We start from the raw sequence: 20,909 nt of genomic DNA on the forward strand, positions 1-20,909 counted from the left end.
GGTCTGAACTAATACATTTAAAATAAATGCCTGTTTGGGGTATGCTGCACATACCCCATCTTCTTATAGAACTTTGTTATCTTTTTCCTCGCCTAGCTGGACTAAATGTAGCTTGGTTCCATCATTTTTTAGCTCAGTGATTGAAGTGTAGTCGGGCCTAAACTGTTGTACTTTTTGGTGGTTACGGATATGTGCAACAACTGAATTGATGACCATAAAATGGCAGAAGATAAAGGTATCCTCTGAAAGACTTTCCAAATACCTGATTATTCCATCGCGCCAATCTTTTTGTTCTCTGTCGCAGGGGTCCCACTCTCCAGTAAGTAATGTTCGTAACCAGGTTAGGCGTTGAGCTTTGGGTATTTCCTCTGGTGTAGGTATTTCCGTCACTGCATTTTCAATCACAACCTCTATATCCCAAACTTCGGCCAAGGGCTTTGCTGTTTGCTGTGCACGGAGTTTGGGGCTGCTTATTAATTGAACTTTCTCGAGTGTGGAAAGTTTTAGGGCTAGCTCTTCTGCCTGCTTGTAACCTTCGTCTGTGAGTATTGGATCGGGGATGTGCTCCCCTTTCGCTGCTTCTCCATGCCTGATTAAAAAAATTCTTGCCATCTATGCCAACCTAAAGATAACCATTCAAACTATCGTCGGGTATATGTTGCCATAAACTGAGAAGCTCTGGTGAGTTAAACGCCCTGGCTGAGGGATGACTGCCAAATCGTTTACTGTGTTTTCCTGAAAACTCTGGCCAATCATTGCCGGGTTTCCCTGTTTCAGCAAAATTCAGCCAAGCTTGTTGCATTGTGGCACTTAATAAATGGGGGTTTTCTTCAGCACCATATAGTGTTTTCAACGACTGATCGCTATGGGTTCCAAATACATAGCCAAGCTCAACGGCGTGACAAGCCCCTAGTAAAGGCTGTGCAGCGAGGGGTTGCGCAAAGTGATAGTGATAGTTTTCCCCCTGATGACTTTGTAGGTGTCTCAGCCCAGGCAAGGTGAATACCATATCAGTGAGCAAGAGGTTCCAGGCTCGGCTCCATTCTGGCCAGGGGTTGTCTGTCATTTTTTTTGCTAGTTGATAGTAATGTCTGAGTAGGGGCTTTAGCTCGGACTCTGGGATAAGCCATTCTAGATGAGTGCATATTTGCCGGTAGTCCATGTTAAAGCTTTCAGGGTTTATTGCGCTGAAGAGATTCCATTCCTCCAAATTGTTCCCTAACAAAAGAGATGTTTGGTGTGTCGGGGAGAGCTTTTTTTCAGGGGAAAAAAGTTCCCTGTCTGCGACAGGTTTAAATGGTAGTTGCCCCCATTTTGCTGTCATAGACGTGTCAGAGAGTATTGCTTTTTGTGTTTTCAGAAGAAGTTTGGTTGGACAGTTTTGTAGTGAGATGCCACCAGAGATTTCCTCAAATTGCTGAATGAAAGTCTTACCAACATGATTGGCGCTTTGCTGGGAGTGGGAGGCTCTTGGGTGCCCACTTTGGACAATTGCACGCCGTATAAGACCTTTACATTGTGGGGCTTCAAGTAAGGAGGCAATACTCATAGCCCCGGCTGATTCGCCAAAAAGAGTGATATTGTTTGGATCTCCGCCAAATGCTGAGATATTTTTCCGAACCCATTGTAGGGCGGCTATTTGATCTAAAAGCCCTTCATTGCCGGTTGATGGTATATCACTAATATCCTTTAAACGCAGAAATCCCAGTGCGCCTAAACGGTAGTTTATAGTGACAACAATTGTCCGACCGCTAGCTGCCAAGTATTTACCATTGTAAATTTCTTGGCATCCTGATCCCATGTAAAAAGAGCCGCCATGAACCCAAAACATTACTGGCAGCTTTTTTCCTTGCGACATTGCGGGAGAGAATACATTCAAATAGAGGCATTCCTCCCTTTCAGGAAGATTCCCGTTTTGATCTCGAACTTCCATTAGGGTGGATGAGTTTTGCGCTGCTGGTGAACCAAAGCTATGCGCTTGGAAGGGATTTTTCCAGCGGTCCAACTCTTGCGGTGGTAGCCAACGTAAATTCCCTACAGGGGGGAGAGCGTAGGGAATACCCAAGAATTTATACACGCCAGTTTCTTCATCTGTGGTTCCGATGATTGGCCCGGCAGGCGTATCAACAACGGGGGTAGGTTTTTTGTTTAAGTGCCTGCCAATTTCCGGGTCTGTAGTCATTTGTAACTTCCTAATCTTGCTGAAGTTAGCACGAAAACTGTTTTTCTCCTGCCGCTGCCTAACTCCTCCTTGAAAACGTTTTGAATTACGTCCATACAAAAGTAGTGCGCGTAAAAACGTACTGGCGTAATTGTTTTTTTATGGAGGGAAATTAGTAAGGCTATGTATTAGTGAATCTAGTCACGGATGGGCTCAAAGTGGGGTATTTTCCGTCTTTAAGCTCAGGCCATGAACTGTGTATTTAGGAAGTTGCACCGTTTGAAGTTGGTGAGAGCATGATTGCGAAAATCTTTGACAAATCCACGGGCTCAATCGACGAGCGATCACTGGAGGGGCTATCTTTGACCTCTCCTGGTCTTGTCGAAATGCCCGCAGATCCTGAGGATATTGCGTCTTTTTCCAAGGACGGATTAGACCTCGTTATTGTTTTAAAATCCGGCCAGATCGTCATTGTTTCAGGGTTTTACCTGTTAGATGAAGATGGCGAGCACAGTGAGCTAGTGCTAACAGGGGCTGGAGAGCCTCTTATGTTGGCTTCTAATGGAGATTTAATCTCTGCCTTTGCTGCGGCTGGTGGCGCTTCTTATCCAGCACCAGCACCAGTCGATCCGGGTATTTCTTGGTGGATTCCTGCATTAATTGCACTTGGAGTTGTTGTTATCGCTGTAGCGGCTAGCGATAACGATGATGACAATCGCGATCAATTTTTTATTCCTGACTCTGATGCTGATGCTGATGCAGATGCTGATGCAGATGCAGATGCAGATGCAGATGCAGATGCCGATGCTGACGCGGATGCTGACGCTGATGCCGATGCCGATGCCGATGCCGATGCCGATGCCGATGCCGATGCCGATGCCGATGCCGACGCGGATGCTGATGCCGACGCAGATGCCGATGCCGACGCAGATGCCGACGCAGATGCAGATGCGGACGCAGATGCCGATGCCGATGCGGACGCGGATGCCGATGCCGATGCGGATGCCGATGCGGATGCAGATGCTGACGCAGATGCGGATGCAGATGCCGACGCGGATGCAGATGCAGATGCTGATGCGGATGCTGATGCGGATGCGGATGCGGATGCGGATGCGGATGCGGATGCCGACGCAGATGCAGATGCCGATGCAGATGCCGATGCCGATGCTGATGCCGACGCGGATGCCGACGCAGATGCCGATGCTGACGCGGATGCCGATGCCGATGCCGATGCCGATGCCGATGCCGATGCGGACGCGGATGCCGATGCCGATGCCGATGCCGATGCCGACGCAGATGCCGATGCCGACGCAGATGCTGACGCAGATGCAGATGCTGACGCGGATGCCGATGCCGATGCCGATGCCGATGCCGATGCGGATGCCGATGCCGATGCGGATGCCGATGCCGATGCCGATGCCGACGCAGATGCAGATGCCGATGCGGATGCGGATGCCGACGCAGATGCAGATGCAGATGCCGATGCTGACGCGGATGCAGATGCTGACGCAGATGCAGATGCAGATGCAGATGCAGATGCAGATGCGGATGCCGACGCGGATGCCGACGCAGATGCCGATGCTGACGCAGATGCAGATGCAGATGCAGATGCAGATGCAGATGCGGATGCCGACGCGGATGCCGACGCAGATGCCGATGCTGACGCAGATGCAGATGCAGATGCGGATGCGGATGCGGATGCGGATGCGGATGCGGATGCGGATGCAGATGCAGATGCAGATGCTGACGCGGATGCAGATGCAGATGCAGATGCAGATGCCGATGCAGATGCCGATGCCGATGCCGATGCCGATGCAGATGCAGATGCAGATGCCGATGCCGATGCAGATGCCGATGCAGATGCCGATGCAGATGCTGATGCTGATGCCGACGCGGATGCCGACGCAGATGCTGATGCGGATGCCGATGCCGATGCCGATGCCGATGCCGATGCCGATGCCGATGCTGACGCGGATGCCGATGCCGATGCCGATGCCGATGCCGATGCCGATGCCGATGCGGACGCGGATGCCGATGCCGATGCCGATGCCGATGCTGATGCGGATGCGGATGCGGATGCGGATGCGGATGCGGATGCGGATGCCGATGCCGATGCAGATGCAGATGCGGATGCAGATGCGGATGCGGATGCGGATGCAGATGCGGATGCAGATGCGGATGCGGATGCGGATGCCGACGCAGATGCCGATGCAGATGCCGATGCAGATGCTGACGCGGATGCCGATGCCGATGCCGATGCGGACGCGGATGCCGATGCCGATGCCGATGCCGATGCCGATGCAGATGCAGATGCCGATGCCGATGCCGATGCCGATGCCGATGCCGATGCTGATGCGGATGCGGATGCGGATGCGGATGCGGATGCGGATGCGGATGCCGATGCGGATGCCGATGCGGATGCCGATGCGGATGCCGATGCCGATGCCGATGCCGATGCCGATGCCGATGCAGATGCTGACGCGGATGCCGATGCGGACGCGGATGCCGATGCGGATGCCGACGCGGATGCCGATGCGGATGCCGATGCTGACGCAGATGCAGATGCAGATGCAGATGCGGATGCCGACGCAGATGCCGATGCTGACGCCGATGCGGACGCGGATGCCGATGCCGATGCCGATGCGGATGCCGACGCGGATGCCGATGCCGATGCCGATGCTGACGCAGATGCAGATGCAGATGCAGATGCGGATGCGGATGCCGACGCAGATGCCGATGCTGACGCCGATGCCGATGCCGATGCCGATGCCGATGCCGATGCCGATGCCGATGCCGATGCGGATGCGGATGCCGATGCGGATGCCGATGCCGATGCTGACGCAGATGCAGATGCAGATGCGGATGCCGACGCAGATGCCGATGCTGACGCCGATGCGGACGCGGATGCCGATGCCGATGCGGATGCCGACGCGGATGCCGATGCGGATGCCGATGCCGATGCCGATGCTGACGCAGATGCAGATGCAGATGCAGATGCAGATGCCGACGCAGATGCCGATGCTGACGCCGATGCCGATGCCGATGCGGATGCGGATGCGGATGCCGATGCGGATGCGGATGCCGATGCGGATGCGGATGCCGATGCGGATGCCGATGCGGATGCCGATGCGGATGCCGATGCCGATGCGGATGCCGACGCGGATGCCGATGCGGATGCCGACGCGGATGCGGACGCCGACGTAGATATCGACATAAATATTGATATCGACATTGATATTGATATCGACGTCGACATCATCATTATCAATATCGGAGATCATCCGCACGAGCAGAGCGCGCTTCATGGAAGTGATGTAGCGACTCTGGGTGGCGACGGAGATATGTTGGCAGATCCGTTATTCACTTGGGAACCGGACGGAGATGCTGATGCTGATGCTGATGCCGATGCCGATGCCGATGCCGATGCCGATGCCGATGCCGATGCCGATACTAGCGTTGACATTGATATCAACATCGACATTTCAGTTGATATCGATATTGATATTGACATTACCATCATCAATATTGGATCAGATGTGGCAATGGACTCTGACGGCATACTGGATGTTGGTACTGCAACTGTGCCTGGTATTGACATGCTGGGTAGTGGCTCTGACTTGACTCTTGATGATCTATTCGAATCTGTGGGTAGCGATACTCAAATATTCGAGTCTGCTGGAGAGGTGGCTGGCGTAGATACGAGCCAAATTTCTAGTGGAGTAATGGATTCGATGGAGATGTCGGCAGCAATTGACGACACTATCGGAGATATGTGGCAACAAAACAGCTTGAGCGACACTTAGATCTGAAAGCGACAAATTAACTTAAGTACCGGGCCGTAAGGCCCGGTTTTTTTTGGCTAGACTTTTGTGGCCACTCTACAGAATTTATGTAATTAGATGTTAATAGAGTGTTTAACCTCCCGGTAATTATTGAAAGTGAATATAGTGGAAGTGTTTAAACCGAAAATGAAAATACCATTTGTGTTGACTCTGGTGTTTTGGTCAATCACAGCTGACGCCGATATATTAAGTTCTCCCCGTTCCTCTGAAGTAATTAGCCCAAGAAGCATGGAAGTAGAGGCTTATGATTCATTAAAAAAGTTTTCCTTTAGGGAGTATGAGGAAGGTATAAAGCGAACTGAATTCAATATGCTTGAAGTGGTGCACCAAGCCGTCGGTTGGCATCCATTAATTGCAGAAGCCGTTGGGAATCTCTATCAGCAGAGGCAAGGCGTCAAAGCTGCACGATCGGGATATTTTCCTCGATTGAATGCTGGAATTGTGGCCGGGAACGACTCCGAGTACAAAAGCGAAGGTGATGGACACGCGTTCCAGGTGAATATTTCCCAGATGGTTTATGACTTTGGCAAAGTATCTAGCAATGTTGACTTTGCAAAGGCTGGTGTACAAAGGTCTCAGGCTGAAGTTCTCCAATCTATTGACGAAGTTGCAAGGAGAACCGCAAAAGCGGCAATTGAGGTTCAGCGCTATCAGTCTCTGCTTTTAACTTCTGATGCACAAGTTAATGGCGTATCTGCTATTGCTGATCTTGTGCAAATTCGAAAGGAGCGTGGAGTTAGTTCCCGCTCAGATGTGTTACAGGCGCAATCAAGAGTTGATGCTGCACAGGCATCTAAACAGCAAGTAGAAGCTTTGTTACGCCGATGGCGTACCACTTTACAGAATCTCACTGGATTCCAATCTCCATTTCGGGTGGCTATGTATGTTCCTGAGGACGTCGCACAAGCATGTGATGTCCAGTCTTTTGATTTGTCGTCAGTACCAGATGTACTTATTGCTGCCGCATCTAGAGCTGAAGCTGAAGCACAGCTTAAATCGGCAAAAGCAAATGCATGGCCAACCTTAACCCTTGATGGAAATGTGAATCAGTACTTGGATCAAAACTATGTTGATGCCAATGCACTTGATAGTAATGAGAAGGCGATTTTCTTTAATGTTTCCATGCCTATTTATCAAGGTGGAAAGATATCTGCCGGAAGAGAGGGGGCGAGTTATGCCTTGCTGTCGGCTGATGCGGCGAGAGACTCGGCACAATTATTTGTAACCCAAAAATATCGTGAGGCACAAGAAGAAGCTGAAGGGTTAATGCGTAGTTTGAGTTCGCTTAGCGCTAGGGAGAGCGCTATAGCTGAAACAAGGGATCTATATAAACAGCAGTATTCCACTCTAGGCACGCGGACTCTAATTGATTTGCTAAATTCAGAACAGGAGCTACACATTGCCCGCCGAGAAAAAAATAATACGATTTTTGATTTGCACCTTCTAAAAATAGATTGTCTACATAGTCGTGGTGGTTTGCGCGAGGCATTTAAACTGGATGGAACCGAGATTCAGGGTGTGGAGGTGTTGCCTTGAATGGAAGCCAATTAGATATTGCGGGTGAAATTGAAGAGCCATTTTCCAGCTCTAAAAATAATGCTGCTAACGTTACTCCTTGGTGTGAGGCAATAATTTCTATTGCTCGACATTATCGAATTGATTGCTCTTATGAAAGGGTCCGAATAGCTGGGAATTGGGGGGGATATAACTCTATAGAAAGCGTTGTTAGGCAGATGGCGCGACAGGCCGGGCTTACGGCAACATTCAGCTCGTTCAATGAGTCTGCGATCAATTCGTGGCGTTTGCCCATTGTTGCCCAATTGGTGGATGGTCAGTTAGTTGTTGTAGAGTCTGTATCTAAAGATATGGAACTGAGTGTTATCTACTGTGGCGATAAAGGTCTAAAGAGTACAGTACATCTGGACGATTTAAAAAATAATGTTCTGAACCTGGCTATATTTCGTCCCAGGAGAACGGCAACAGACTCTCGTATAGATGACTATGTTAAGACTGAAGACAAGCATTGGTTTCGCCGGATTATCCTTAGGGATTTGAAACCCTATTTTCATGTGATGATTGCCACAACAATTGCAAATTCTCTAGCACTAGCTGGAATTGTTTTTTCAAAACAGGTCTATGACAGAGTCATTCCAGCTGAGTCTTTTCCTACCCTTTACGTACTATTTAGCGGTGTTGTAGTAGCAATTATCTTTGATTTTATTATGCGTACTATGCGAGTCAGGGTAACGGACTTGCTGGGGAAGCGTGCTGATATTCGTATGTCGGATTTGGTTTTTGGGCATGCTATTAGGGTTAAAGATCAAGCCAGACCAAAATCAACCGGTACATTTATCTCTCAGATTAGAGACCTTGAGCGCATAAGAGAATTGTTTACATCTTCCACCGTTTTGGCTCTTGCAGATTTACCTTTTTTTGTGCTCTTTCTGTTTGTTATGTGGTGGGTTGCTGGGAGCTTGGCACTAATACCTCTTGTAGCAGTTTTCTTGTTAATTATTCCTGGGTTGCTTCTTCAGCCGAGGCTTGCAAAGTTATCGAAGGAATCTATTAAAGAAGGAGCGCTACGTAATGCAATGCTAATAGAAACGGTTCAAGGGCTGGAAGATATAAAAGCCATGCAAGCGGAACAGCGCTTTCAAGGACAGTGGAATCATTTCAACGCAGTCACCGCAGATTCCAATCTAAAGCTGCGATATCTGGTTGGTGTTTTACTGAGTTGGACCCATAACGTGCAGTCATCAGTTTTTGCTGTAGTTGTGTTATTTGGAGCTCCGATGGTCATGGCTGGCGACATGACAACGGGCGCACTGGTTGCTGCCTCTATTCTTGGTTCGCGGATGATGTCACCAATGGCAAATATCACCCAGGTTTTAAGCCGCTGGCAGCAAGCCCGGTTTGCGATGAAAGGAATTGATCAGATTATGCAGTTACCGGTTGATAACCCTGAAGATGAAAAGAAAGTGCAGAAGTCCTCGCTTCAAGGAAATTATCACTTTAAACAGTCGGTTTATAACTATGGAGATGATACGTCTGATCCCGCTCTAATTATTCCTGAATTAAAAATTACTCAAGGTGAACGGATTGCTATATTAGGTCGAAATGGATCCGGTAAGTCAACGTTGCTACATGCACTGTCGGGTTATATTGAGCCCGCTCGTGGTCAGTTACGGTTAGATGATGTCAGCTTGGCTCATATAGATCCCGCTGATGTAAGACGAGATATTTCTCTCCTTAGCCAAAAGACAGGGCTATTCCATGGGACTATTTATGAAAATCTTGTCTTAGGTTCTCCCAATGCCAGCGATGATGAAATTCTCGTCGCACTTAAAATGAGTGGTGCCGAGACTTTTGTGAGTAAGCTCCCGAAAGGCTTGGGATCTATGATTCAAGAAGGTGGCTACGGGCTGTCTGGAGGGCAAAAGCAGTCTCTGCTGATTGCTAGGATTTTATTACGTCAACCAAATGTTCTTTTGCTGGATGAGCCTACTTCAGCACTGGACGAAGCCACTGAGAAAAAATTTATTTGTGCATTATCAGATTGGAGTGTAAACAAAACAGTTGTTATTGCAACTCATAGAACTAGCATCCTTAGCTTTGTAGATCGAATAATTGTGCTGGATAGTGGTCGAGTTGTTCTCGATGAGCCAAAAGAAAAAGCACTCTCTATTCTTTCTCGACGGAAGGATCCTAAGAAGGATGAAGAAGTTTCCTAGAGGTTAGGATGGAGAAGCTGTAATGCCAATTCCAGATGACTTCGGTTTTCGCCGCGAACCAAAACGCATCGCTCTCTTAGATATTGATTCACAAAATGATGAAAAACAATATGAGGATGATATTGATGATGCATCTCTCGTACGCTCAGGAAGAATAGTTTGGGTATTTTTTTTATTGTTAGCCGCGTTGGTTTTTTGGTCTTACTTGGCCAAGGTTGATGAGGTTTCTTCTGGCGCTGGTAAAGTGATTCCGACTTCGCGTTCACAGATTATCCAATCATTAGAGGGAGGAATACTGGAGGATCTTAAAGTTTCTGAGGGGGATATTGTCGAAAAGGGTGAAGTGTTGGCGCAGTTGGATCCTACAAAATTACGTTCGAATGTAGAAGAAATATTGGCTCGCTACAGAGCTGCTTTGGCTAGTGTCGCGCGATTGAGTGCTGAGGTAAATAGTACATCGATTAAATTTCCAGAGGAACTGTCTTCGCATGCGGAGCTTATTGCTAAAGAAAGAAAACTATTTGATACGCGGCGGAGAGGATTAGCAGAATCGTTGAAAGGTTCAAAGGAAACCCTAGAGTTGGTCAATAAAGAGTTGTCTATCACCAGGTCGCTTGTCGAATCAGGGGCAGCCAGTAGTGTTGATCTTTTACGTCTGCAAAGACAAAAGTCTGAGTTGGAGACAAAGATAAATGAGATAAAATCTATGTACATGGTGAAAGCCCGAGAGGAGTTGGCAAACTTTAGTGCTGAAGTTGAGGCGCTGTCTTCTGTAGTTGAGGGGCGTTCTGACTCACTAATAAGACTTACTCACAAATCTCCTGTAAGAGGCATTGTTAAAGCTATTGAGGTTACAACTATTGGTGGCGTAATCCCCCCAAATGGAAAGATAATGGAGATTGTCCCACTTGATGATCAGCTTTTAGTTGAAGCAAAAATTTCCCCCAGGGATATCGCATTTATTCGTCCTGGGCAGGTAGCTAAAGTAAAAATTACTGCATACGACTATACGATTTATGGTGACTTAAATGGTACAGTGACGACTATATCTCCTGATACGATTCAAGATGAGTTTGTGCCAGGCGAATACTATTATAAGGTTTTCATCCTCACAGATACTGATTCTCTGGAAAATCATGAGGGTAATAAATTTCCGATAGTGCCAGGTATGATTGCAGCGGTAGATATAAAAACGGGTTCGAAAACTGTTTTTGATTATCTTATGAAGCCAATCAATAAGGCGGGTGAGGCGCTACGGGAAAGGTAATGGCGAAATGGTTAGCTAACTCATTGGTGCACATTGTTTTTGGCTTCTTTGGTCTTTCTAGCTTATCTCAAGCTGAATCAAAAATTGTTACTCTTTCGGTTGAGGTCGCAATTACGAACTCTTCGAAGCAGGATATTAATGGTTATGTTCAAAGACTTTCTATGCCTGTAGAGTATAGTTTGCAGCAGTCATTAAAGAAGATTAGATATAATTATCCAGAAAAAATTATTTACAAGAAGCATGGTGTAGGGGGTTCTAAGTACCTTGAGTTTGTGCTGAGTATTCCTGCTGGAAGGACAGTTTCCAGGATTGTTGAGTTTGATTTAATGCTTACTTCATATGATTATACTCAATTGAGCAGGGGGCGAGACTTTTTTCCAAGTGGTACTTACTTAGAGTCAGCGAGGTTTATCGAGTCAGATTCCACTCCAATTAAAAAGTTATCCCTTAAAATACAAAATACTTTTGAAGATGAAGAGAGTCGTTTGAGGGCAGCTTTTTTGATTCCTCAAGCAATAATTAAATATAAAGTTCAGCCTACAAAAGGCGCTCTGGCGGGCCTTGAGTCAGGGGAGGGTGATTGTACAGAGCATGCGGCGCTTTTTGTCGCATTGGCACGCTCTATGGGGTATCCTGCAAGAGTTACTTCAGAGTTTCTTTTTTCCAAGAAAAAAAGATTTGATCGACCTAATCATCATGCCGCTGAAGTTTTTATGGGTGGTCGGTGGGTGCCGGTAGACCCCAATTTGGCGCAGAAGCCTTATCTTGGATATGGTTTCGGTAAGGGTAGTATAAGTAAAATTGTTCTTACTCGAGAGTTTTCATGGGTTTGGTCTAATTTGTTTCCGAAAGATTTTAAAGGTAAAAAAAATAATGTTAGTGTTTCTGTTTTGTGGAGTTTGCAATAAATATTGAATTTCTGGATTCAATTATTTGTTATGGGTGGGTTTAGTAGGGCGTGCAGTGGTATAGCGAATTACATCTGTCGGCCAGATGTGTAAGTTTGATCTGTATCATGTTTTTCTTGAGTTGTCATGTGTTGGATTTTAAGTTTTATTCTACCTCTATGGGTTGTCCGGTTTTTTGAAGTTTTTCTAGTAGGATGGGGATTGAGCCAAAGTCGGAGTCCCTTCTGGATCCTTTGATAAGTATTAGATCTGAATCCTGGGAGAAATCAGCTAGATAGTCAACGAGAGGTGAAGCCTCTGAAAAATGTGGTCCTAAAATTTCTTCCGGTAATAACTCCCGGAGAAATTTCATTTCCTCACCGTGTGTTATTACCCAGTTAACATTGCTGTTGAGTAAGGGGTGAGTGAGACTTTCATGTAATTCTTGTGCTTTTTTACCTAAATGGACAATGCGACCTAGCACCGCAATTCTTCGTCCATTATTTTTTATTTTACTCTGAGAAAATACTGAGAATGCATTAATCATGGAGCAAACTTCAGCGTTCCAGCTATCATCAATAAGTGTTAGGGATTTACCTTGAATGTTTAAATTTTTTCTTTTTAAATGTCCCTCATCAAGTTCTAGGTCAAGCAATCTATTTGCGCATTGGGCTAGGTCTTTATCTAGCGCGTAAGCTGCACAAATAGCAGCTATGGCATTGTACATCATGCCAGTGCTGGGTGCGGGAACCTTTAATTCTAATCTTTGAGTTGGGAACTGTAGTGTGACATTGCTTCCAGTTTCATCGGCATCAATATTTATTATCTCAACATCTGCCCTTTCTCCTTTGCCAAACACTATTATTTTTTTAGCATATTTTTTTGCTTGCGAAAGAATATAGTCGAAGCACTTTAGGTGGTCCCCTAATATAGCTACTGAAGAATTCGTTAATCCGTCAAAAATGCACGATTTCCATTTCGCAGTGTCTTCAACTGATTTTATGCGATGGTTAGTTTGTGATAGACCAATTTCCGTAATTATAGATATAGTTGGTTTTATCTGTCTTGTGATGGGGCCTCGTTTCATCCATAATGCGCTCTGAGCCACTTCGATAACGGCAGCTTCATGGTCAGGATTTAGACTGGCAAGCATCGAAGGTGCGCCTACACGTGAGTTATAGTTACCTAAACTGGATAATATCTTTTCTTTGGGGCCCAGAATTTGCACAAGCATTTTTAGGGTGCTTGATTTTCCTGCAGTACCTGTAATGGCAATGACATCGCCTTGGAATCGTTTTCTGGCTGCTAATCCGAGCTCAATTATAACTTTTAATGGGTCTTCAACTTGAAGTACAGGCAGTTCCTTAGGTAATCCATCTACAGGGTGGGAAACAATGGCGCCAGCAATACGATGTGCAAATTCAGGAAGGGTTTTATGGCAGTCAAAGTAATTGGCAGATGGCTTTGAGCGCTGTTCGTGAAAATCTCTGTCTTTACTTGTATGAGCAACAAATAAGACAGGCCCCACTGCTTGGTCTAAAAATCCACTCCCAGAAATTACGCTGCGAATGTACCAATTTTCAGGTGGCGGCGTTAGCCATTTTCCTCCAGAAACTAGTTCAAGTTGTTGAGCATTCCAAGTCTGCATAGGCGTATGTTGGTATACAGCCGGAGGAAAATCTGTTTTGTATGTAGGAATTTGTGGCGGCTTCTTAGAAAAGTTTAGCTGTGTAATCATTCCGCCAACAATTACAGGCTTTACTTGTTGTGTGTTGGAAATAATACCTACGGCAAGTTGAAGGTGAACAGGCTTAATTTGATTGGCTGCCGGGGCCCTTAACCCATAAAAGTCACGGTAGATTCTTCCTGGTTCCCATCGAGAAGTGGGTACTTGCCAATCACAAGGATCGTGGTCCATCGCCTTTCCCCAATAAGGCATAGATGTTTCTTTGATTGGGATCGCTCGAAAATCTAAACGGAAATCCTCCTTTACCTTTTTATCGGTAGTCCAAAATGACTCTACCCATAACATTTGTCTAGTCTTTATTTCACGCGGAAAAAATCTTACTCCCAATAGTTTAAGCGGCCCGCATTTTATTGGGGGGATGCGAGCATCTAGGGGGACTTGATCTACAGTCCAATTAGGGTTCAATGGACGCTTTTCTCTAATTACTTCTCGTTTGTAATGGGTTTTAAGAAGATGGGGAAGTTTACGGTATTGCCTGTCTGGAGGTGACAGTAGAATGGTTCCGCTACCATCTGGATTTAAGGTCAGGTGTGTCCCCAGCTCTGAGCAAGCTTTCGAAAATCGTTGCGTAAGATCTTTTGCTACATCTCCACTTAGTTGCTTACTGAAACCAAACCCAACACCTACGGGCACAAAAATGATTTTTTCTATTCCATTTTCGCTTAATTGGAGGCGAAAGATTCCACTATCGGCTAGGTTACGTCGGACCGCATCGAACAAAAGATCCCCAGCATCGTGGATAATAGGTCTGTCCTGATAAATTTCAATACCTTGTAGGTTATGTGCGCTGGTACCTAATATACCATCTGCTCCGGCATCGATAATGGCGTGGCCAATGGTTATTTCATCTTCGCTTGGTTTTGGTTCTCTGTTGTTTCCCCAATGAACAGCGACGAGCACGAGATGTGCTTTTTTGCGCGCTGCTTCAATCCTAGGCTTTAGGTTATCAAGCCAGAGGCTGGGTATGGTAAGTGGTAGATGAGCGCAACCAGGCGTACTTGGACCTGCGGTAAAGCGGGGCTGTGTGGCATCAATAGAGAAAATGGCGATGTTTAGCCGACCGGCGGGACGATATACTGGGGTAAGTGCTTCTTCGATATTAATACCTGATCCAGCGTAACCGATACCGGTTGCATCCAGCCAGTGTTGTTGCTCCAAAAGTGCTTTGCTTCCATAGTCCCCACTATGATTGTTTGCAGTAACAACGACATCAATACCGGCCTCCATTAACACGGATAGCATTTCAGGGCGGGCTCGGTAATAGTATGGGGATGACTCTCCCTTACTGATTCCTTGTTCGCCCTCAGTCCCTATCACACACTCTAGATTCACTACGCTTATATCTGCGTTTTTTAGGGCAATAATTGTGCCGAGCACTTTCTCGGTTCCAAATTGTGCCGTGCGATAATGTTGCCTTCGTGCCAAGTTTACGTCCCCCCCCCAAGCGAGCACAGGCAATGACTTGTGTGAATCGGCAGCTGGTTCGATAAGCATTTCTTGGTATGCCTCCTCAATATCCTCCGGTATATCTTTGGCGGCAATAAGATAATTTCGATAGGCGATAAAACCAGATAGATAGTGCTCGACATCATCAATACGAACTCTGAAAGCATGGTGCCGTATAAAAAAGCTTCCTAAGATTCGTCTGGGATTCTTGAAGTACATGGCTATTTCGGGCCAGAAATAGCCGTTTAGGAGGTACATTGCACGTTTGTGTAACGCTCTGTAAAAGTGCTTTAGATCTACCTGGTCTAGTAGGTACTGAAACTTGGGCTCTTTGCGTAAGCGAGTCACCATCTTTTCAGCAGCCATCATCAATTCAAGCAGAGTTGGGAAGGTGGTGATTCTATTTTCAACAAAATCCAAGTAACTGGAAAAGTTGCGAATACCGAACTGATAATACTTTTCTTCAGGGCGATATAGTGTCAGCTCATTGACACAGTAGCTCAGCCAGTGATCGTGGGCACGCCAGTGCTCAGCTCGGATAAAATAATTGAATGCCTTCTCGACCAATGTCAGCCAGCGGGAATCTTTAGTAAATCCGTAAAGACGCATTAAACCAAAGGCAGCTTCACCATCGTAATAGATGACTCTATGCTTGTCTTTAACTTGAAGTTCAGGATATTCAAGAACATGACAAAATTGCCCAGTGACGGCGTCTTGCATGTACTCCATACCAAGTGCCAGCTGCTCCATTAAATCGGAGTAGTGTTCGGTTTTTGTTACCTCAGAGTACTTTACTAGTGCCAGGAGTGATACAGCGTTGCCCCCTAATTTAATCTCATTATTCGACTCTACTAAAAATGCACCCATCTTCCCTGAAGGAAGGAGCGCGGATTGTATTAGCTTTTCTGTCAGGTACTTTAGTGACCGAAGGATGGAAGTCATCAGTGCTTTATCACCGGTTACCTCCCAGGCTTCAATCATCGCATAGGTACTGCTTGCATGACGCAAATTGTTATAGGTATCTATCTTCCGGTCGAAGCAGGCATGCCAACCATAGTGGAATGCTCCATTGTTTTTGACTTGGCTGCCCAGGTAATGGCTGCTTGTTTTAATTAATTTCGTAACAGTATTAGCATTTAGTTTTTCGATGATACGCCGACCAGCGTCTAATCCTGGACCATAGAGGCAGACGGGTTCACGTTTAGCTTCACAAAAAATCCCCTGAGTTGACAGAAGATATACTGGGCTGTCATCTGAAAAATCTAACTTGGTGTTTAGTCCAAAACGTTTCTTAGCATAGGCAAGGAAATTATTCTCGTTGATGATTACGTGATCGATCTGATTCCCGCCATAAAGCATGGCATTAGCATTGAGTTCCTGTTCAAGGAATGCGACATCACAGTTATCATCCAATGCCAGACCATAGCGAAAGTATGATCGTTTGGTATCTCTAAGTATTTGTTCCAGCCCAGCAAACGTCATTGCACTTTTTTGAGTTACCCAGTCAACTCTCAACCAGCAGGGGTTCACCCTGTGCGATTTTGCTGCACTTTGGATGATCTTTGCTAGGTCTTGCCATACCTCTGCAATATCTGCCGCCGTTTTATGTTTAACGATGGCACGCTTCTTTGCATCGCTAATTGAAAAAAACAACGTATAAGGAGGGCGTTGGCTCCTCAATGCCTGCTCAACCTGAGCACGCACTTGAACGAGCATGTTGGATAGGGACATGTCGCGACTTATCTCTCTATTAAAAAAGCGTGGCAGTATTTTTTCTGCTGGTCGGCTCGGGTGCTTTTCCTGAACGAGTATAGACGGGGGGGAAGATTCTGCTTTTAGTGGTTTGTACTGAGGTGGTGGTGTGGTAAATATTTTTTTGTTTTATCTGTCAATTTGGGTTTTCAAAACAAATCTTGTCGGATAGTATTGGGTAACCGTATTCAGAATGATTGTTGTGCAACTCACTCAGATTATTCTCTATTAACCTGTAATTAACAGTTTGGGTTAATGCCAAGGTTTAGCCGCAGGGCAGGAGCATTTTCTGCCAAGAAGGAAACCCGGGATCTTATCATCTCGGGTTTTTTTGTCGGTAAATATAGGTTGTTTGTCTCAAATTCATCTTGCTTACTGAAACTCTTCTTTGTCTGCCTCTTAATTTTCTGAGGTAGGCTGCTTGCCCTCCCCTGAAAGATGGGCACCTTGGCCGAATAGTGAAAGAACCTTCCGGGTTTGTATTTGTACCAATGTCTTGCGGGCACTCGCCGAGTGGCCTTGGCGCCATTCTTTTATCTGGAACCAGCCAACTTAAACCATACAGGACAGGTGCCTCTATCGAATTGTTGGCAGTGAATCTATTGGAGTAGTAACCATGAATGGGAAGTGGTGGAGAAGCTTGAGGAGCTTCCCTCCGTTAGTTTGGATTATTTTAATTGGCAGTTTTTTTAGCCGTGGAACTTATTTTATGGTCTGGCCTTTCCTGGCCATCCTTCTGTTTGAAAAGTTTCACCTCGGTGCGGCTGAAATTGGTTTGATCTTGAGTGCATCTGCCGTTGGTGCTGCTGTATTGGGCTTCTTTACCGGTGCGCTATCGGATCGCTATGGGCGTCGCAATATGCTATTGCTTGGCTGTATTGTGAGTATTTTTTCCTTTGCCTTGTTGGCTGTGACGCAAACCTTGGCAGGATTTATCTGTGCGATGACCCTGTGTGCTATCGGTCGTGCGGTGTGGGAGCCGCCGGCGAGTGCGCTGATAGGCGACTTAATTGACGATCAAGCCAGCCGTGAATTGGCGCTGCAATTCCGCTACTTCCTGATTAATGTGGGGGCCGCGCTGGGGCCGATTGTAGGTGTCTGGGCTGGTTTGAGTGCACAGCAATCCACCTTTGGGCTCACCTCTCTCAGCTACCTACTCTTAGCCCTGGCCTTTGTTTGGGGTTTTGCCAGAACCGAGAGCGGACGTTTAGCGAGTAAGCAAAGGGATGCGGGCGTATCTCTGGGAAATACGCTTTCGGTATTGCGTCGTGATCAGGTATTTCTGGTGGTGATTATTGCGAATATTTTAACGCTGTTTATCTATGCGCATATGGATTCAAGCTTGGTGCAATATCTCACCCGCGCTGAAGCGCCGGGATTGGTGGAGCTGATATCCAGCATGATCTTTGTTAATGCGTCGACGATAGTATTACTGCAGTTTCCCATTATGAAGTTAATGGGGCCGCTGGCCATTAACACCCGTATTGTGATTGGGTTGGGTATTTTGTCGATCTCCCAGATTTGGTATGCCCTAAATCCGGTAGATTGGTTTTGGGGTTGGCTCGGAGCGACTTTTATTTTGAGTCTGGCTGAGGCAATTTTGTTTCCAACCATGAGCATTCAAATTGATCGGTTGGCACCATCCCATTTACGGGGTACCTATTTTGGGGCCTCTTCCTTTTATGCCATTGGCTGGTCGATGGCGCCATTAATTGGTGGAGTGATTATTCAATGGTGGAGTGGCCCGGCCTTATACGGCTTGTTAGTGGCGTTATGTGGAGTTGTGTTCGTGCTCTATCGCCTTACCGAGTATCTGTCTCGCCCTGAGTGGCCTGAGCCTGAGGGAACGGTAGTCGCGGATCGAGTCGCCAATGTGTCCTAGCAAGGGATACAGAATTTAAGGGCAAAAAAATATCCCCGCCAACTCTGGTCGACGGGGGTATTTTATTTTGTGATCGCTGGGAGATTAGATCTCGGCAGCGAGACGTGAGCCCTGGTCGATAGCGCGCTTGGCATCGAGTTCTGCGGCTTCATCAGCGCCACCAATCAGATGGGTGGTTACGCCGCGCTCTTGCAGAGCTTCATATAGCTTGCGTGCAGGCTCCTGACCGGCGCAGACAATAATATTGTCGACTTCCAGTACCTTTTCCTCTTCACCAACGCGGATATGCAGACCTTTATCGTCAATTTTGTCATAAAGGGCACCGGCAATCATCTCTACCTTGCGATGCTGCAAGCTGCCGCGGTGAATCCAGCCGGTGGTTTTACCCAGGCCCGCGCCCACTTTGGTGGTTTTGCGTTGCAATAGGTATACCTGGCGCGGAGAGCTTACTGCTTCGCGAGGCTTCAGGCCGGAGCGATTCTCCAGGGCAATATCGACACCCCATTCGTTGAAGAACTCTTCCTTATCGCTGGCGACCACTTCATCTTCTGTGGAGTGGGGGCCATCGTGGGTCAGGTACTCCGCTACATCAAAGCCAATACCGCCGGCACCGATAATGGCAACCTTCTCGCCAACCGGCTTCTTGTGCTTCAGTACATCCAGGTAACCCAGGACTTTATCGCTCTCAATGCCGGGGATCGGTGGAGTGCGCGGCTCGATACCGGTAGCAATAATCACTTCATCAAAAGATTGCAGATCTTCCGCTGTGGCAATGGTATTAAGTTTTACTTCAACACCGGTGACTTCCAGGCGGCGCTTAAAGTAGCGCAGGGTTTCCTGGAATTCTGCCTTGCCGGGGATCTGCTTGGCGATATTGAACTGGCCACCAATCTTATCGCTGCCTTCGAACAGGGTTACTTCGTGTCCACGCTCTGCGGCAACGGTAGATGCGGCCATGCCCGCAGGGCCGGCGCCGATTACAGCTACCTTTTTCACGTTGTCGGTAGGCAGGTAGTTCAATTCGGTTTCGTGACAAGCGCGGGGGTTTACCAGACAGGAGGTCAGTTTCAGCTGGAAAGTGTGGTCCAGACACGCTTGGTTACAGCCAATGCAAGTGTTGATCTCGTCGGCGCGGCCTTCGGCGGCTTTGTTGACAAACTCAGAGTCTGCCAGGAAGGGGCGTGCCATGGAGATCATGTCAGCCTGGCCGGAGGACAGAACTTCTTCGGCGACTTCCGGCACATTGATACGGTTGCTGGCAACTACCGGTATAGACAGGTGCTTTTTCACCTTGGCAGTAATGTCGGTAAATGCCGCGCGGGGAACACTGGTGGCAATAGTGGGAACGCGCGCTTCGTGCCAGCCGATACCGGTATTGATAATTGTGGCGCCAGCTTTTTCGATAGCCTGGCCCAGAGCCACTACTTCATCGAAGTCACTGCCATCTTCCACCAGGTCCAACATGGACAGGCGGTAAATAATAATAAAGTTCTCGCCGACGGCTTCCCGTACGCGGCGCACAACTTCGATCGGCAGGCGGATACGGTTTTCGAAGGAGCCGCCCCATTCATCGGTACGCTTGTTGGTGCGTTTCACGATGAACTGGTTAATAAAGTAACCCTCGGAGCCCATGATCTCCACACCATCGTAGCCGGCTTCGCGAGCCAGGGTGGCGCAGCGTACATAGTCATCGATCTGGCCTTCGATTTCCTCGCTGGTCAATTCGCGCGGGGTGAAGGGGTTGATCGGCGCCTGGATGGGAGAGGGTGCAATCAGGTTTTCGTTGTAGGCGTAACGGCCGGTGTGCAAGATCTGCATACAGATCTTGCCGCCCTCAGCGTGAACAGCATCGGTGACTTCGCGGTGCTGCTGGGCTTCTTCCGAAGTGGTCATCTTCGAAGCGCCCTGGAATACGCCACTCTCTTCGTTCGGGGCAATACCACCGGTTACAATCAGGCCAACGCCACCGCGGGCACGTTCGGCAAAAAAGGCCGCCAAACGGGTGAAGCCATTGGGGTGTTCTTCCAGGTTGGTGTGCATGGAGCCCATCAGCACCCGGTTTTTCAGGGTGGTGAAGCCCAGGTCCAGGGGGGCAAGCATATTAGGGTAGGCTTGGGACATGGCAAATTTCTCTTCTTGTAACCTTTAGGGTTCATTTATGTATATGCAAAAAAGTGCATATCGTTGCCCAGCA

Annotated in this window: 10 protein-coding genes; 6 read left to right on the forward strand and 4 right to left on the reverse strand. The window is 47.4% G+C overall.

Annotated elements, in window-relative coordinates; genetic code table 11:
• Window positions 1-63: 63 nt before the first annotated feature.
• Window positions 64-612, reverse strand: coding sequence for a histidine phosphatase family protein (locus ACJJI8_RS12640; protein WP_444932583.1), 549 nt, complete (start codon window positions 610-612; stop codon window positions 64-66).
• A gap of 10 nt (window positions 613-622) precedes the next feature.
• Window positions 623-2,182 carry a carboxylesterase/lipase family protein gene (locus ACJJI8_RS12645; protein WP_444932584.1) on the reverse strand — a complete coding sequence of 520 codons (1,560 nt, stop codon included), beginning with the start codon at window positions 2,180-2,182 and terminating at the stop codon, window positions 623-625.
• Window positions 2,183-2,457: 275 nt separating this feature from the next.
• On the opposite strand from ACJJI8_RS12645, the gene ACJJI8_RS12650 reads away from it, so the two are divergent.
• The 5 genes from ACJJI8_RS12650 (at window position 2,458) to ACJJI8_RS12670 (ending at window position 11,909) form a co-directional block, all read left to right on the forward strand.
• A complete protein-coding gene (locus ACJJI8_RS12650) occupies window positions 2,458-5,964 on the forward strand; it encodes a BapA/Bap/LapF family prefix-like domain-containing protein (protein ID WP_444932585.1) in 3,507 nt (1,168 codons plus the stop codon).
• Window positions 5,965-6,108: 144 nt separating this feature from the next.
• Complete coding sequence (locus ACJJI8_RS12655; protein WP_444932586.1) at window positions 6,109-7,539, forward strand: TolC family outer membrane protein; 1,431 nt, start codon at window positions 6,109-6,111, stop codon at window positions 7,537-7,539.
• Window positions 7,536-9,734 carry a type I secretion system permease/ATPase gene (locus tag ACJJI8_RS12660; protein ID WP_444932587.1) on the forward strand — a complete coding sequence of 733 codons (2,199 nt, stop codon included), beginning with the start codon at window positions 7,536-7,538 and terminating at the stop codon, window positions 9,732-9,734. The genes ACJJI8_RS12655 and ACJJI8_RS12660 overlap by 4 nt, the downstream gene beginning before the upstream one ends.
• Before the next feature lie 22 nt (window positions 9,735-9,756).
• Window positions 9,757-11,001 (forward strand): beta-barrel domain-containing protein, encoded by a 1,245-nt coding sequence (locus tag ACJJI8_RS12665; protein ID WP_444932588.1) that lies wholly within the window; start codon window positions 9,757-9,759, stop codon window positions 10,999-11,001.
• Window positions 11,001-11,909, forward strand: a complete 909-nt coding sequence (locus ACJJI8_RS12670) for a transglutaminase-like domain-containing protein (protein WP_444905978.1) — start codon at window positions 11,001-11,003, stop codon at window positions 11,907-11,909. The genes ACJJI8_RS12665 and ACJJI8_RS12670 overlap by 1 nt, the downstream gene beginning before the upstream one ends.
• A 145-nt stretch (window positions 11,910-12,054) precedes the next feature.
• Here the strand turns inward: ACJJI8_RS12670 and ACJJI8_RS12675 are convergent, their stop codons facing one another.
• The gene (locus ACJJI8_RS12675; protein WP_444932589.1) at window positions 12,055-16,812 is read right to left on the reverse strand and encodes a CapA family protein; all 4,758 of its coding nucleotides are present in this window, start codon (window positions 16,810-16,812) and stop codon (window positions 12,055-12,057) included.
• A 637-nt stretch (window positions 16,813-17,449) separates the two neighbouring features.
• On the opposite strand from ACJJI8_RS12675, the gene ACJJI8_RS12680 reads away from it, so the two are divergent.
• Entirely contained in the window at window positions 17,450-18,715 is a 1,266-nt protein-coding gene (locus ACJJI8_RS12680) for an MFS transporter (RefSeq protein WP_444915917.1), read from the forward strand.
• Window positions 18,716-18,799: 84 nt separating this feature from the next.
• Here the strand turns inward: ACJJI8_RS12680 and ACJJI8_RS12685 are convergent, their stop codons facing one another.
• A complete protein-coding gene (locus tag ACJJI8_RS12685; protein WP_413664906.1) occupies window positions 18,800-20,836 on the reverse strand; it encodes an oxidoreductase in 2,037 nt (678 codons plus the stop codon).
• Window positions 20,837-20,909: the final 73 nt, after the last annotated feature.

The organism is Microbulbifer maximicatervae (SeqCode), from assembly GCF_052467695.1.

Coding starts and splice junctions, on each gene's coding strand:
- ACJJI8_RS12640 (WP_444932583.1), bottom strand. CDS start 612: ATGGCAAGAATTTTTTTAATCAGGCATGGAGAAGCAGCGAAAGGGGAG.
- ACJJI8_RS12645 (WP_444932584.1), bottom strand. CDS start 2,182: ATGACTACAGACCCGGAAATTGGCAGGCACTTAAACAAAAAACCTACC.
- ACJJI8_RS12650 (WP_444932585.1), top strand. CDS start 2,458: ATGATTGCGAAAATCTTTGACAAATCCACGGGCTCAATCGACGAGCGA.
- ACJJI8_RS12665 (WP_444932588.1), top strand. CDS start 9,757: ATGCCAATTCCAGATGACTTCGGTTTTCGCCGCGAACCAAAACGCATC.
- ACJJI8_RS12670 (WP_444905978.1), top strand. CDS start 11,001: ATGGCGAAATGGTTAGCTAACTCATTGGTGCACATTGTTTTTGGCTTC.
- ACJJI8_RS12675 (WP_444932589.1), bottom strand. CDS start 16,812: ATGTCCCTATCCAACATGCTCGTTCAAGTGCGTGCTCAGGTTGAGCAG.
- ACJJI8_RS12680 (WP_444915917.1), top strand. CDS start 17,450: ATGAATGGGAAGTGGTGGAGAAGCTTGAGGAGCTTCCCTCCGTTAGTT.
- ACJJI8_RS12685 (WP_413664906.1), bottom strand. CDS start 20,836: ATGTCCCAAGCCTACCCTAATATGCTTGCCCCCCTGGACCTGGGCTTC.